Origin of the sequence: Streptomyces sp. NPDC050617 (assembly GCF_040654795.1) — a bacterium.
In the GTDB taxonomy this organism is placed as follows: Bacteria; Actinomycetota; Actinomycetes; order Streptomycetales; family Streptomycetaceae; genus Streptomyces.
This window is the reverse complement of record NZ_JBFAIS010000035.1, coordinates 32,294-46,516: the sequence shown is the minus strand read 5'-3', so window position 1 is coordinate 46,516 and position 14,223 is coordinate 32,294. Positions and strand designations below refer to the sequence as shown.

The window sequence follows — 14,223 nt, the reverse complement described above, 5'->3', positions numbered from 1 at the left end:
AGCACGTGTTCGCACAGCTCACTCTGCATCGCATATTCGAGGAACAGGCCGCGCGCACCCCCGACGCGCAAGCCGTGACGGACGGTCGGGAATCCCTGACGTACCGACAACTCAATGACCTGTCGGATCGCTTGGCAGCTGCGATCGCCCGGCAGCGGCCCGCCCCCGGCGCCCGGATAGGGCTGTTTCTGCGGCGCGGCAACAACGTGGTGGCCGCCGCCATCGCGGTCCTGAAGGCCGGCTGCTCGTACGTACCGCTGGACCCGGCCTATCCGCCGGAGCGGGTGCGGTACATGGCGCGCGACGCGTCCCTCGATCTGGTGGTGGCCGATCAGGACGCCTCGGCGGTACTGCCGGACGCCACCGTCATCGACGTCGAGGAAGCCCGCCGGCGGGCTCCCGAGCCGCAGGCCGGGCAGCCGGCGGCGGAATCGGCCCCGGACGCGCCGGCCTACGTGATCTACACGTCCGGGTCGAGCGGCGACCCCAAGGGCGTCGTGGTCTCCCACCGCAACGTCACGGCGCTGCTCGACGCCTGCGACCAGGTATTCGACCTGCGCGGCGACGATGTGTGGACGCTGTTCCACTCCCCGTGCTTCGACTTCTCCGTATGGGAGATGTGGGGCGCGCTCGCCCACGGCGCCCGGCTGGTCGTGGTGCCGACCGAGGTAGCCCGCTCGCCCGACGCGATGCTCGACCTCGTCGTCGCCGAGCGCGTCACCGTCCTCAACCAGGTTCCCTCGGTGTTCCGCTACCTCTCGCGGTCGGCGGTGGCCCGGGTTGAGGAGACGGGCGAGCGGCCGGACCTGGCGCTGCGTTACATCAACTTCGGCGGTGAGGCGGTGGACCTGGAGGCGGTACGCGCCTGGCGCCGCGTGCACGGCACGGGGACCGACTTCTTCAACTCGTACGGCATCACCGAGACCACCGTCCTCGCGACCTGTCGGCGGCTGCCCGAGAGCGAGATCGACGCGCTGCCGGAGGGGGCCCGCGACGCGTCGGCGGACGGTTCCACGGCGGCGCGCGTGATCCCCGACCCCGAGCTGAACATCGGTCGCCCGCTCGACGGGTTCGAGGTGGTGCTGCTCGACGAGTGGGGCGGTCACACCCCACCCGGCCGTATCGGAGAACTCTGCCTGGCCGGACCGCAGTTGGCCATCGGCTACCTCGGCCGTCCGGAGCTGACCGCGGAGCGGTACCCCCTCCTGGACCTCGCGGGAACGGGCGAGTTCCGGCGCTACTACCGCAGCGGCGATCTGGCCGTGGCCCTGCCGGACGGCACCTGGGAGTTCGCGGGGCGGGCCGACGACCAGGTGAAGATCAACGGGTACCGCATCGAGACCGGCGAGATCGAGAGCGCGCTGCACGGCACCGAGGGCGTGCAGGACCTCGTGGTCCTCGCGGTCACCAGCCGCATCGGCGAGCGCATGCTCACGGCGTTCTACGCGCCGGTCCCCGGCGCCGACGACCGCGAAGCCGAGGGCGACGGCGACGGCGGGAGCGGCGGGCAGGATGTGCTGGCCGAACGGCTCACGGCCCGCGCCAGGGAGTCGCTGCCCGCTCATATGGTGCCCCGCCGCTTCGTGCGGGTGCCCGCGCTGCCGCTGACCCCGTCGGGCAAGACCGACAAGCGCGCGCTCACCGCGCAAGCGTCATGACCCACGCCTGGAGGACGACCCATGGCTGACGACACGACCCGCGACCGGCCGCAGCGGGGCCGCGGCACCGGGTGGGCCGCGCCGCGCGACGAGATCCCGCTGTCCGCCGTACAGGAGGCCATGTGGGTCTCCTGGCAGCGCGACCCCGAACGGTGGGAGCACATCATCCCGCTGGCTCTCGACGTCGGCGGCGACCTGGACACGGAGCGACTGCGCGCGGCAGTCACCGAACTGACGCGGCGTCACCCCATGCTGCGGGCCCGCGTCGTCGAGACCCGCACCGGAACCCGGCTGTCCTGGGCCGACGCGGAGCCCGTGCCCTTCACCGTCCGCACGGTGACCGAAGAGCGCTACGACGCCATCGTGGCGGCAAGGGCCCCCTTCGACCTGAACCGCGGACCGTTGGCGCGGGTCGAGGTGCTGCACGGGCCGGACCGCACGCTGCTGCTGTTCACCGTCCACCACCTCGTACTCGACGGCGCCTCGGTCCCCCTGCTCCTGGACGAGCTGCGCCGGGCCTACGGCGGGGAGCGGCTCGGCGAGCCGGATGCCCTCGGCCCGTACATCGCCCACGCCCAGCGCTCGTGGGACATGGCCCTCGGCGGCGGGGGCGAGCCGCTGCGGGAGTACTGGTGTGCCGTTCTGAGCGGCGGCGACGCGCCGGCCCGGCCACTGCCCGTACGGGCCGAGGCGGACGGCTATCGACAGCTGCGGCAGCCCATAGACCCGCAACTGTCGGTCCAGGTACGGGCGTTGGCGCGCCGACTGGGCGTCACCTACTTCACCGTCATGTTCGCCGCGCTGTTCGTGACGCTGCACCGCCACACCGCCTCGGACGACCTCATCGCGTCGGCCCCCTACCACGGGCGGTCGGCCCCGGACCTCGACGGGCGCGTCGGCTTCTTCGTCAACGTCCTGCCGTTCCGGCAACGGATCGACGGCTCCCGTACGTACGCGGAGCTGGCACGCGACCTGCGGGAGCGGGTACGGGCCGGGGCCGCCCACGGGGACCTGCCGCTGCCCGCGATCCTGCGGGCGGCGGACCTGACCGGCCCGGCGGGCCGCGACCGTACGCATCAAGTGGTCTTCCAGTACCTCCAGTTCGGGCACTTCGAGGAGGACGGCTCCTGGCGCGGCGGGCCGGACGTGGGGCGGTTGCGGTTCGACGGCGGGGACGCGCCGTGCGAGCTGAGGCTGCTGGAGCTCACGGACGTGCCCGACTACCGGCTCACCGCCATGCTGATGGAGGACAGCCACGGCAGCCGCATGCTGTGGAAGGACTCCGACGGCTCCCTCGGCCCGGAACTGCTGGCCTCGCTGGCGCGGGACCACCTGGCCGTCGTCGCGGACATGGTCGCCGCCCCGCACCGCACCGTGGGGGAGGGGCTGGCGCTGCTTCCGGCCGTGAGCGTGCCGCCCACGGAGACCGGGGCCGAAGCGCCGGTCCGGTCGGTACGGGCCACGGTCACTGACGCCGACCGGCGGCAGGAGACGGCCCCGGACCCGACGGCGCCCTCCCAAGCACCGTCGCCCCCGGCGGTGCGCGGGCTCGCCTCGCCCACCGCCGTCGCGCTCGCCATGATCTGGCAGAGCGTGCTGGGCGTACCGGTGGTCTCGGCCGAGGACTCCTTCTTCGAACTGGGCGGGCACTCCTTGCTCGCGACCACGCTGCTGACCCGGGTCGGCAGGCGCTTCGGCGTCGATCTGTCGATCCGCGACCTCTTCACGCACCCCGGCTTCGGCGAGCTGGCGGCCGTCATCGAGCGCGCCGCCGCCGCTGACGCACCGCCCGCCCCGGCCGACGCGGCCCCGGCGCGCCCGGAGCCAGACGGCGCCTTCCCGGCCTCCGGGTTCCAGGAGAGCATCTGGCTCGCCCAGCGCCTGGACCCGGTCCACGCGACGTACCACGTGCCGCTGTCCTGGGAGGTGGACGGGGAGCTGGACCCGGCGGCGCTGCGCGACGCGCTCGCCGCCGTGATCGCCCGGCACGAGATCCTGCGCACCCGCTTCCTGGACCGTGACGGCCGGCTGTTCCAGGAGGTGACCCCGCCGTGGATCCCGGACGTCGAACGGGCCGACCTCACCGCACTGGCCGGGCCCGAGCGGGAGGCGCGGCTCGGCGCGTGGGCCGACGAGGCGGCGTCCGCCCTCGTCCCGGCAGACGGACGCCTGCTGCGCGCCGCGCTGTTCACCGTCGGTCCGCGGCGTCACGTGCTGTCGCTGTGCGTCCACCATCTCGTGCTCGACGGCGAGTCGGTGCCGGTCCTCGTAAGGGAGTTGGAGCGCTGCTACGCGCCGGTGGACTCGGACGCGGTTCCGCCGCCGCCCCGGCAGCAGTACCGCGATCTGGTGGCTGCCGAGAACGGGGGGTCGGGCGCGGCTGACGATGTCGCCTACTGGTGCCGCCAGTTGAAGGGCGCTCCGAGCTCACTGGGCATCAATCCGCCTGCCATCGCTGAGCCGTTGGGGAATCTGGGGCTGGACCTCGACCCCGGCGTGGCGCCCGAGCTGCTGCCCGTACAGCGTGCGGAGAAGGTCTCCGCCTTCATGATTCAGGCGACCGCGGTCGCCGCCGCGCTGCACCGCTGGACCGGGCTCACGGACCTCACCTTCGGCATCCCGGTGGCCCACCGCGGGCCGTCCGCGTTCCAGGACGTCATCGGGCCGTGCCTGAACACGCTGGTGCTCCGCTCCCGGTGCACTGCCGGCATGACGCTCGCCGATCTGCTGCGCGCCCTGCGCGAAGAGACCATCGACGCCTTCGAGCACCGGGCCGCCTCGTTCGAGGACGTGGTGCGCGGTCTCGCGCCGAGACGGTCGCCGGGGCGGACGCCCTACGCGGACGTGCTGCTCAACAGCGTCAGTCTGTCCAACTGGTCAGGGTGGCTGGGGGACGCCCGGATGAGCCCCGTGGATTTCGTCGCGCGGCGCACGGAGACCAGCAAGTTCCCGGTGACCATCACGTTCGCGGAACGGGGCGCGGCCCTGCGGGGGTCCTTGGCCTACCGGGGCGACCGGGTCGGCGCCGACGCCGCCGGGCGTCTGGCGGACGGAATCACTGCAATCCTCAACGATTTCCGGGCGCTGCTGCCGGAATCGGTATTCGGTCAGGGTGCCGACGGGCCGGCCGGAAGGAACGGAGCGAAGACATGAGGAAATTTCGGTTCGGCGTCAATCTGAATTCAGCCACCAGCCATCAGGAGTGGACGGACAAGTGCCGTGCCGCCGAGGCGCACGGATTCGACGTGCTCACCGTTCCGGACCATCTCGGGGTGCAGGCCCCGTTCCCCGCGCTGGTCGCGGCGGCCGCGGTGACGGAAAGCGTGCGAGTTTCAACCTTCGTGCTGAACAGCGCATTCTGGAACCCGGTTCTGCTGACTCGCGAGGTCATGACAACCGACCGGCTCACCGACCGGCGGCTCGAAGTGGGGCTGGGCACCGGATATGTGCGTTCGGAGTTCGACAAGGCCGGTGTGGAATGGGGCACGGCCGGCAGCCGGGTGGACGGATTGGAGCGGACGGCCGCCGAGCTGACGCGGCTGCTGGACCACCCCCGCGAACTGGGGGACACCCAGCCGCCGTCCCGGCCGCCCCTGCTCATCGGCGGCAACGGCGACAGAGTGCTGGGGCTGGCCGCGCGCCACGCCGACATCGTCGCGTTCACCGGGGCCGTGCTCAAGCGCGGCGCGACGCGCGGCACCTTGCAGCTTCTTGACGCGGACACGGTCGCGGAGCGGGTGGCCTACTTCGAGAAGACCGCCGGGGACCGCGCCCGGGAGATCGAGCGCAACATCCTGGTCCAGGCCGTGACGGTGACGGACCGGCGGCGGGAGGCGGCGGAGACGCTGAGCCGCCGGATGCCGCACCTGACGGCGGAACAGGTCGCCGACGCGCCAACGGTGTTGATCGGAACGGCGAAGGAGATCGCGGAACAGCTGCTGGAGAGGCGGGAGCGTTTCGGCTTCTCATACGTCAGCGTGCACGAGTCGGCCATGACGGAGTTCACACCGGTCATCGAGTCGCTTACCGGACGGTGAGTTTCTGGACAGCGAGTTTCCGGACGGCGCGTTCCCGGGTAGGGAATGGAGGGCCGCGGCGGTGCCGCGGCCCCCGCGTCCCCATCGGTTAGGGGTGGCGGGGGATGGCTGGAAATAGGCATCCTGACGCGACTTCTCGGGCCAAGACTTGACACTCTGTATATGGAATACAGGATTCCATCGGGTTACGTTGATCGGGACCATGTGATCCGTGCGTGTCCGGGAGTGCAGTCTTATGTCCGTTGAACAGTTATCCCCTTGTGTTATGACACCGCCCTCCGCAGAGGGCCGTCCGCCCGCAGGGGACGACGGGCGGATTGCGCAGGGCGCGCGTAAGGGGAGTCCTTGAGAATGTCGATTGCCGTAGCCGTGCTCGCCGATGACCCGATAACCGAAGAAGGCGCCATCGTGCGCTTGAACTCTTACGACGAGATTTCCGCGCGTTCCCTGGATTCGCGCCACGCCGCCGAGGTCCTGCTCGTGCTGGCCAACGAGGTGACCGGGGACATGCTCACCAGAGTGGCGCGGGTGCACCGGGAGAGCGGAGGCGAAGGGCGCAGACTCCCGGTGGTGCTCGTGGCCAACGAATTCCCGGAACACTCCATGCTCCGCGCGATCAGCCTCGGACTGGTCAGCCTGCTCTACCGGAAGGAGAGCAGCTTCAACGCCATCGCGCGCGCCGTCGTATCGGCCGCGCGCGGCTGTTCGAAGCCCGGCGGCGACGGGGTGCAGCAACGGCTGATCGGCCAGATCAAGGCGATCAGGGACAACGCCCTCATCCCGCACGGGCTCAATGTCGCGGGCCTCGGGCCCAGGGAGGTCAATGTGCTCAGGCTGCTGGCCGACGGCCTGAGCACCAAGGAGGTGGCGGGCCGGATCGGCTGTTCCGAACGCACCATAAAGAGCGTCATCCACCAGCTCGTCGCCCGCCACAACCTCAAGAACCGCACCCACGCCGTGGCGTTCGCGCTGCGCACCGGAGTTCTGTAACGCACGGTCGCCACCCCCCACCCGCGGCCGGAGCCGGCCGCGGGTTCTCAGCGCACGGCTCAGGACGTGCCGGGCTCCGGCAGACTCCCCAGGAAGTCGATCAGCGCCGCGTTGACCTCGTCGGGCCGCTCCTGCTGGGTCCAGTGCCCGCAGCCGGGCAGCAGCACGCTGCCGCGCAGCTTCGGCGCGACCGCGGTCAGGTTCTTCAGGTACGCCTCCATGCCGTGGAAGGACGTCACCATGTCCCGGTCGCCGTAGACGTACAGCGCGGGCACGTCGATACGCAGGCCACGGAAGACGGCCGTCAACTCGTGGTTGCGCTGAATGTTGCGGTACCAGTTGAGGGGCCCGGTGAAAGCACTGTCCCCGTGCTCGGCGTAGTCCCGCGCGAACGCCTCGATGTCGTCCGGCGTGAGCCAGCCGGGCAGCTGCTCCGGCTCCGGGATCGTGTCCAGCAGCGAAGCGCCATCGGGAATGACCCAGGGCCGCGGCACCTCGGTGCCGGGGTTGTCGCCCGACCCGCTGTACAGGATGCGGCGGAACGTGGAAGCGGGATCCCGAGCCAACTCGGCGTCCGCGACGCCCTGTTGCTGGAAGTAGAGCTGATAGAACCCGTCGCCGTACTGCTCCCGGCTGTCCTCCAGCGACCCCAGCCCGGCAGGCGGCGCCGGCGGCACGCTGAGCCCGGCCACGCCCCGTACGACATCCGGCCGCAGCAGCGCGGTCGCCCAGGCCACGGGCGCACCCCAGTCGTGCCCGACGACCACCGCCCGCTCCTCGCCCAGCGCGTGGATCAGGCCCACCACATCGCCGGTCAGATGCAGCAAGTTGTACGACTCGACGCCCTCGGGCTGTTCACTGCGCGCATACCCGCGCTGATCGGGAGCCACCACCCGATACCCGGCATCCGCCAGCGGCCCGAACTGATGCCGCCACGAATACCAACTCTCGGGAAACCCGTGCAACAACACGACCAGCGGCCCCCGCCCCTGCTCGGCGACGTGCAGCCTGACTCCGTTGACCTCGACAAACCTGTGCTCGACCGTGCCGCTCACGCGTCCTCCAAACGTCCCAAAGGGGCTTGGACTTTACCCGCCGCGAGGCGCGATCGGCGAGGGGGGTACGCAAGTAGGCGTCCGGCGCGGCAGACCTTTAACTCGCGGCGGCGTAGCGCACGAACTGCGCCCACTCGTGGGGCTCGATGGTGAGGTGGGGTCGGGTGGTGTCCTTGGAGTCCCTTACGCGGACGGCCTGTTCGGCGACGGCGACCTCTATGCAGTTGTCGCCCGCGGTGCCGCTGTAGCTGGACTTGAACCAGGTCGGTTCGGTCACGTTCATGATCCTCCTCCGATCTGCGCCGCCAGGCCCACGGAGCCCAGGTGATGTGGGCCGGAATGGAGCCCCGTGCAATTGCGCGGCCGTCAGTTCTTGGCGGCGTACCGCACGAACTGCGCCCACTCGTGGGGGCCGATGGTGAGGTGGGGTCGGGTGGTGTCTTTGGAGTCCCTTACGCGGACGGCCTGTTCGGTGACGGCGACCTCTATGCAGTTGTCGCCCGCGGTGCCGCTGTAGCTGGACTTGAACCAGGTGGGTTCCGTCGTGGTCATAGCGCTCCTCTGATCCGCTCCACCAGGCCCACGGAATCCAGGGGGCTGAGGGCCGGTGAACGGAGTGTCGCATACCGCTGGTGCAGAACGGCGGCCTCCTTCGGGCTGGCGATCAACCGGCCGTTCTCCTGGCCTTCGGAGTATGCGAGCCGTCTGCCGTCAGCTGTTTCCAGAAGAGAGAGCGGGCCGTCGAGGCCCGCGTGCCGAGGGCTGAACGTAGGCATGACCTGGATCGACGTGTTGCGCAATGTGGCGAGGTCCAGGATGTGATCCAACTGGCCGATCGTGACCTCGATGCCGCCGAGGCCGCGTCGCAGGATGTGTTCTTCCATGATGAAGCTGAATTCGGTGTTGGGGCGCTCCTTGAGCAGCCGCTGACGCTCCATGCGCGCAATCACCTGTGCCTCCGTCTGCTCGTCCGGCAGAGGAGGGATGCGGTTCGCGAAAGCCGCTCGGGCATACGCTTCCGTCTGCAACAGCCCCGGAACCAGGCGGCATTCGTACGTGCCCAGCGTCGCCGCCACCTTCTCCAGCCTCGCCCACTCCCGGAACCACGCGGCCAGCCCCGGTCGGCGCGTCAGATGCCTCGCCGCTTTCCATAAGGCGTTCGTGTTCCCCAGTGCGCCCTCAGCCCGTTCCACGAAATCCTTGTCCGGCATGCGCCGACCCAACTCGACGGATGCGACGGTGTGGTGGGAGAAGCGCACCATGCCGCCGAACTCCACCCGACTCAGCCCCGCGTGCTCGCGCAGGGCCTGGACGACCGCGCCGAAGGTGCGCATGCTGTCCGAGGAGTCCGGTTCCCTCTCCCACTCGTGTGCTTCCTCCGGTGGTTCTGTCATGTCGGTCATACGCGGCCACCTCCAGGTGACGTGAATTCCCCGCGCTCAATTCACCCAGCGTGACCACATGCTGCGCGTACTGTCCAGATCGGGACCGCGTACGCTCGCCGCCCGTACGCGTTCCCTCGCTGGGTGAGGCCCCTTTCCGCTTGTGAGGGTGAAGACTGGGCACCCCAATCCGGCACAACCCTCGGTTACCGTACGTGCGTTCAGGCGGGGGTTTTCCGCCAGTGGATCAGTGGCCCAGTCTCGCCAGGGCCTGTTCCGGGTAGCGGCCGCCCGCTACCGCGTCGGCCGGGACGGTCGCGCGCAGCAGGGCGATCTGTTCGGGCGTCAGGGATACGTCCGCCGAGGCGGCGTTCTCCTCCAGGTAGCGGGTGCGCTTGGTGCCCGGGATGGGGACGATGTCGTCGCCCTGGGCCAGGAGCCAGGCCAGGGCCGCCTGCGTGGGGGTGCAGTCGATCTGGTCCGCCACCTTGCCGATGGCGCGTACCAGGGCCAGGTTGCGGTCGATGTTCTCGTCGGAGAAGCGGGGCCAGCGGCGGCGGTTGTCGTTCTCGCCCAGTGCGGCTCGGGACGTCACGGCGCCCGTCAGCATGCCGCGGCCCAGCGGGGAGTACGCGACCACCGCTATGCCCAACTCGCGGCACGTGTCCAGGATTTCGCCTTCCACCACGTCTCGCGTGAACAGGGAGTACTCCAACTGGACCGCGCTGATCGGATGCTCGGCGTGCGCCCTGCGGAGCGTGTTGCTGTTCACCTCGCTCAACCCCAGATAGCGCACCTTGCCCGCCTTCACCAGCTCGGCCATCGCGCCCACCGTCTCCTCGATCGGGACCCCGGGGTCCCGGCGGTGGACGTAATAGAGGTCGAGGCGGTCGGTGCCCAGGCGGCGCAGCGACGCGTGGCAGGCCAGCGGTACGTACGCGGCCGAGGTGTCCACGCCGTCCACGCGCCCCGTCTCCGGGTCGTGGCGCAGCCCGAACTTGGTCGACAGCACCACCTTGTCGCGCCGCCGCGCGCCGCCGGCCAGCCAGCGGCCCACCAGCTCCTCGTTGGCCCCGCGCCCGTACGCGTCCGCCGTGTCCAGCAAGGTGATGCCCAGCTCGGCGGCCCGGTCCAGGGTCCGCTGGGACTCCGCCTCGTCGGGGACCCCGTACGCGATGGACATGCCCATGCAGCCGAGGCCGATCGCGGACACCTCCGGGCCGTCGGTTCCCAGCGTGCGGTACCTCATCGCGTGCTCCTGTTCTCCGGTGGTGCGGGGGTCTCGTCAGCTGTTCGGTCTGTGGGCGGCTCCGAGGCCGCCGGGGAGGTCGGCGGCAGCGACTTGTAGGCCCTCGCCACCCTCAGCAGCCACGCCACCTCCCCCGCGTAGTCGCCCTCCTTCGCCGACGACGGCTCCGGCACCACCGGATGCGCGCCGGCCGGCACGTTGTCCCGCTTCGCGCGCAGCGCCGCCTGTATGGCCGTAGCGTGCACGGTCGCGCGCAGGTCCTCGCCCGACAGGCCCGCCCGCTCGGCGTCACGGCCCGCCGCGGCCATGGCGGCGGGCTCCATGTACGGCCGCAGGACGAGCAGCCCGTCCTGGATCTCGATCACCTTGCGGTAGAGGCGGTAGTTGATGTCGCGCGGCACGAAACGGGAGAGCCGGGCCAGCCGCGTCGGCGGCTCCGGGCTGAGCGCGATGTGCGGGAGCGCCCCGTACAGCGCCAGCCACAGCGGATGCAGCCGCTGGTAGGACCGGAAGTTGCCGAGCAGCCGCCGCCAGTCCGAGAGCCGGGGACCCCAGGACGGCATGGTGAGCCCCGCCACCAGGAAGAAGATGCCGATGCCGTTGGCGACCGGCGTCAGGAGCTCCCAGTCGAGCGGTTCCAGCCCCGACTGGACGGCGATCAGGGACGCCGCGCGGTTGAGGCAGTAGATGAGGCACGCCCCCGCGCCGATGCCCGTACTGAACAGGCCGCGTCGCAGCCACTGCCGGCCGGCCACCCGCCCGTACCGCCGGCACAGGCGCATGATCTCGACCATGCCGGAGCCGAAGGCGCTCACGTAGAGGAGGAGGTATCCGGCGACCAGTGGGCGGTGCGCGTTCTGGAGGAGGTAGTGTGCGCTGCGGCCCTGGGTCTGGGATCCGGCCACCCCCCACAGCGTCAGCATCGCCGCCGCGCACAGCACGGCGATCACCAGCCGCACCAGCGCCCGCCGGCCCGCCTCCTCGCGGGGGTAGACCCAGTAGACGATCGCGATCAGGAAGGCCGCGCTGGAGCAGACGCCGCCCAGCAGGTGGATGCCCAGCGCCCCGAGGTTCGGGACGCCCAGCGCGCGGTCCACGGTCGCCGAGACGGTGGGGGTGGACAGGGTGAAGGAGATCCCCTTGCAGGAGAAGGCGATGATCAGGGCGATGAGCGCCGGGTCCCGCCGGTGGTGGCGCACATCGCGGAGCTTGTAGAGCAGGGCCAGCGCGCAGAGAGCGGCGCACGCCGGGAACACGACACTCTTGACACCAAGCAACAGGTCCTCCGGGCCGTCACAACACTGCCATCGATGATGCGCCGCAAGGCGTCGTGCGCGGGTCAGTCCGGCGGATTCAACGAGTTCTCGATACGGGCGACGGCGTCCGCGTGATCGGAGGGCACGTCCCAGACGGACTCGACCGGCGGCCGGGTGACGCGCTCCAGAATCAGCGAGGCGACCATCTCCGCAGCCTGTTCCTCCTCGGTGGTGTAACTGGTGCGGCCGAGCACGTCCCGTACCCGCTGCGGGTCGAGGTGCGGTACGAACGACTCGATGCCCATCGAGTCGGCCCCGGCGGCATCCGAGTGGCAGCACAGCATGTGCGCGAGCTCATGCGCCACGATGTGGTCCCGGTGGAGCGCGCTGACGTTGGCCTCCACGACGATGAGGTCCATGTCGTCCATGGCCAGCCACATGCCGCAGGGGCTCTGCGCGCCCAGGGCGACCGACATGAGCTGGATGGGCCGGCCGCGGTCCCGGCTCAGCTTCTCGGTGAGCGTGGCGATCGTGCACCCGTCGGGCAGGTCCAGACGCGCCAGATGCGCTTCCGACGCGCGACGTAGTTCCTTATAGTCCTTGTGACCCTTTTTGCGTGGCCTGCCATGGGCCTTGGAGGGTTGCGAGTCCTGCGACATGCGTCCTCCTCGAAGCCGCCGAAACCGATGCTCCACCTGCCGAGCGATGGTAACTACCCCAGTCGGCGCCCGGACAATGGTCTTGGCCGAAAGCCCATGTTGGCCGGAACCGGCCGCCGCGTGCGCGGGACCCGGCCGGAGCACGGTACCCGAAGGTCGCCGGGGTGTCCCGGCCGTACGGCCCGCGGTCGGTTCACGCCGTTCCCTGGGGCCGACTGTCTCAAAGAGACGCTTCGGCCGGGGACGCCGGTCGGGCAGGCCGCGACGGAGAGCCACGGCGGAAGCGGAAGCGGGAGCCCCTACCTCCGGGAGCCCTCCCTCCGCGCGTCCTCCCGCACCATGTCGGCGCACTTCTCGCCGATCATCATCGTCGTGATGCACGGATTGACCGCCGGCAGAAACGGCATGACGGACGCGTCGGCGACCCGCAGCCCCCGCACCCCCTTGACCCGCAGCCGCGGATCGACGGCCGCCGCCGGGTCGTCCGCCGCGCCCATCCGGACCGTGCCCGCCGGGTGGTAGACGGTGTTGTGGGTCTTGCGGAGATAGTCCAGCAGCTCCTCGTCGGTCTCGGCGCCGGGGCCGGGGGCCAGCTCCGCGCCCGCCCAGTCGGCCATCGGCGGCTGGGCGACGATCGCGCGGGCGAGCCGCAGCCCGTACGTCATCACGCGCACATCGTGCTCGTGCGTGAAGTACCGCGGATCGACCCGCGGCTTGTCCCGGAAGTCACGGGTCCGCAGCCGTACGGTGCCCAGGGAGCGGGCGCGGGTGACGTTCGGGGTGAGGCAGAAGGCGTTCTCCGAGGTCGGATAGTTGTGCCGGTACGTATTCATGTCGAACGGCACCGAGCCGTAGTGGAACATCAGGTCCGGGCGGTCCAGGCCCGGCTCGGTGTCGGCGAAGACGCCGATCTCCCACCACTGTGTGGAACGGGTCACCATGGGCCGCCGCGCCTCCCACATGACCAGGCCCTCCGGGTGGTCCTGGAGACGGGAGCCGACCGCGGGGGAGTCGACGTGCACCTCCACCCCGGTCTCGCGCAGGTGCCCGGCCGGGCCGATGCCCGAGAGCATCAGCAGCTTCGGGGAGTCGATGGCCCCGCACGCGACGACGGTCTCGCGCCGCGCCGCGACCGTACGGGTCCGGATCAGGTCCGGCGCCAGGTACTCGACCCCGGTGCACCGCCGGTCGCCGTCACCGTCGCCCGCCAGGACGAGCCGCCTGGCCTGGAGCCCCGTACGCACCTCTAGATTCGGCCGGCCGCCGCCCAGCAGCGGGTGCAGATACGAGACCGAGGCGGAGGAGCGCGTGCCGTCCGCGCGGGCGTTGATCTGGAACCAGTTCGCGCCGCGCACCACTGTCTTTCCGGTGTTGAACGGGGTCGTGGGGATGCCCGCTTCCGTGCAGGCCGCGAGGAGCGCCGCGCCGCACGGGTCGTGCGGCGGCACCGTGCGGATGGTGACCGGGCCCGTACGGCCGTGGTGGTCGCCGGGCGCGTCGTTGCTCTCCAGCCGCCGGTAGAGCGGGAAGCAGTCCGCCGCGCCCCAGCCCGTACAGCCCTGCGCGGCCCACTCGTCGAGGTCCTCGGCCGGGGCCCAGAAGGCGATGCAGGAGTTGTGCGAGGAGCAGCCGCCGAGCACCTTGGCGCGGGCGTGCCGCATGAAGCTGTTGCCGTTCTCCTGCGGCTCCACCGGGTAGTCCCAGTCGTAGCCGGATTCCAGCAGCCCCATCCACCTGTCCAGCCGCAGGATGTTCTCGTCGCCGACGTCGGACGGGCCGGCCTCCAGCACGCACACGGTGACGTCCCGGTTCTCGGAGAGCCGCGCGGCGACGACCGCGCCGGCCGTGCCGCCGCCGACCACGACATAGTCGAACTCGTCCCGGTCGGCCGGGTCGCGCGCCGGGTCCACAGGGTTCTCTCGCGGCATGGCCGTACT

The 14,223-nt window shown here is 70.8% G+C and carries 12 protein-coding genes; 4 read left to right on the top strand and 8 right to left on the bottom strand.

All coding sequences use genetic code 11. The annotated features are described in order from the left end of the window. Window positions 1–5 precede the first annotated feature (5 nt). The 4 genes from AB0I49_RS33315 to AB0I49_RS33300 all read left to right on the top strand — a co-directional run bounded on the left by AB0I49_RS33315 (window position 6) and on the right by AB0I49_RS33300 (window position 6,685). Complete coding sequence (locus tag AB0I49_RS33315; protein ID WP_363230923.1) at window positions 6–1,658, top strand: amino acid adenylation domain-containing protein; 1,653 nt, start codon at window positions 6–8, stop codon at window positions 1,656–1,658. Window positions 1,659–1,679: 21 nt separating this feature from the next. Next, window positions 1,680–4,811 carry a condensation domain-containing protein gene (locus AB0I49_RS33310; RefSeq protein ID WP_363230922.1) on the top strand — a complete coding sequence of 1,044 codons (3,132 nt, stop codon included), beginning with the start codon at window positions 1,680–1,682 and terminating at the stop codon, window positions 4,809–4,811. Beyond that, a complete protein-coding gene (locus AB0I49_RS33305; RefSeq protein ID WP_363230921.1) occupies window positions 4,808–5,695 on the top strand; it encodes a TIGR03621 family F420-dependent LLM class oxidoreductase in 888 nt (295 codons plus the stop codon). The genes AB0I49_RS33310 and AB0I49_RS33305 overlap by 4 nt, the downstream gene beginning before the upstream one ends. A gap of 351 nt (window positions 5,696–6,046) precedes the next feature. Beyond that, window positions 6,047–6,685, top strand: a complete 639-nt coding sequence (locus AB0I49_RS33300) for a LuxR C-terminal-related transcriptional regulator (protein ID WP_363230920.1) — start codon at window positions 6,047–6,049, stop codon at window positions 6,683–6,685. Between the two features lie 59 nt (window positions 6,686–6,744). On the opposite strand, the gene AB0I49_RS33295 is transcribed toward AB0I49_RS33300, so the two are convergent. The 8 genes from AB0I49_RS33295 to AB0I49_RS33260 all read right to left on the bottom strand — a co-directional run bounded on the left by AB0I49_RS33295 (window position 6,745) and on the right by AB0I49_RS33260 (window position 14,214). Beyond that, complete coding sequence (locus AB0I49_RS33295; RefSeq protein ID WP_363230919.1) at window positions 6,745–7,740, bottom strand: alpha/beta hydrolase; 996 nt, start codon at window positions 7,738–7,740, stop codon at window positions 6,745–6,747. Window positions 7,741–7,837: 97 nt separating this feature from the next. Next, on the bottom strand, window positions 7,838–8,023 hold the full coding sequence (locus tag AB0I49_RS33290) for a DUF397 domain-containing protein (RefSeq protein ID WP_363230918.1): 186 nt from the start codon (window positions 8,021–8,023) through the stop codon (window positions 7,838–7,840). 83 nt (window positions 8,024–8,106) lie between these two features. Further along, window positions 8,107–8,292 (bottom strand): DUF397 domain-containing protein, encoded by a 186-nt coding sequence (locus AB0I49_RS33285; RefSeq protein WP_363230917.1) that lies wholly within the window; start codon window positions 8,290–8,292, stop codon window positions 8,107–8,109. Next, the gene (locus tag AB0I49_RS33280; RefSeq protein WP_363230916.1) at window positions 8,289–9,143 is read right to left on the bottom strand and encodes a helix-turn-helix transcriptional regulator; all 855 of its coding nucleotides are present in this window, start codon (window positions 9,141–9,143) and stop codon (window positions 8,289–8,291) included. Before AB0I49_RS33280 ends, AB0I49_RS33285 begins: the two co-directional genes overlap by 4 nt. A gap of 226 nt (window positions 9,144–9,369) precedes the next feature. Continuing rightward, entirely contained in the window at window positions 9,370–10,371 is a 1,002-nt protein-coding gene (locus AB0I49_RS33275) for an aldo/keto reductase (RefSeq protein WP_363230915.1), read from the bottom strand. After that, window positions 10,368–11,648, bottom strand: a complete 1,281-nt coding sequence (locus AB0I49_RS33270; protein WP_363230914.1) for an MAB_1171c family putative transporter — start codon at window positions 11,646–11,648, stop codon at window positions 10,368–10,370. Before AB0I49_RS33270 ends, AB0I49_RS33275 begins: the two co-directional genes overlap by 4 nt. Window positions 11,649–11,710: 62 nt before the next feature. Next, window positions 11,711–12,286 (bottom strand): toxin, encoded by a 576-nt coding sequence (locus tag AB0I49_RS33265; protein WP_363230913.1) that lies wholly within the window; start codon window positions 12,284–12,286, stop codon window positions 11,711–11,713. A 299-nt stretch (window positions 12,287–12,585) separates the two neighbouring features. Further along, the gene (locus AB0I49_RS33260) at window positions 12,586–14,214 is read right to left on the bottom strand and encodes a GMC oxidoreductase (protein ID WP_363230912.1); all 1,629 of its coding nucleotides are present in this window, start codon (window positions 14,212–14,214) and stop codon (window positions 12,586–12,588) included. Window positions 14,215–14,223 lie beyond the last annotated feature (9 nt).

Bases quoted from the DNA above. Each gene is read 5' to 3' on its own strand.
- AB0I49_RS33305 (WP_363230921.1), top strand. From the start codon at position 4,808: ATGAGGAAATTTCGGTTCGGCGTCAATCTGAATTCAGCCACCAGCCAT.
- AB0I49_RS33265 (WP_363230913.1), bottom strand. From the start codon at position 12,286: ATGTCGCAGGACTCGCAACCCTCCAAGGCCCATGGCAGGCCACGCAAA.
- AB0I49_RS33300 (WP_363230920.1), top strand. From the start codon at position 6,047: ATGTCGATTGCCGTAGCCGTGCTCGCCGATGACCCGATAACCGAAGAA.
- AB0I49_RS33260 (WP_363230912.1), bottom strand. From the start codon at position 14,214: ATGCCGCGAGAGAACCCTGTGGACCCGGCGCGCGACCCGGCCGACCGG.
- AB0I49_RS33275 (WP_363230915.1), bottom strand. From the start codon at position 10,371: ATGAGGTACCGCACGCTGGGAACCGACGGCCCGGAGGTGTCCGCGATC.
- AB0I49_RS33280 (WP_363230916.1), bottom strand. From the start codon at position 9,143: ATGACCGACATGACAGAACCACCGGAGGAAGCACACGAGTGGGAGAGG.
- AB0I49_RS33290 (WP_363230918.1), bottom strand. From the start codon at position 8,023: ATGAACGTGACCGAACCGACCTGGTTCAAGTCCAGCTACAGCGGCACC.
- AB0I49_RS33310 (WP_363230922.1), top strand. From the start codon at position 1,680: ATGGCTGACGACACGACCCGCGACCGGCCGCAGCGGGGCCGCGGCACC.
- AB0I49_RS33285 (WP_363230917.1), bottom strand. From the start codon at position 8,292: ATGACCACGACGGAACCCACCTGGTTCAAGTCCAGCTACAGCGGCACC.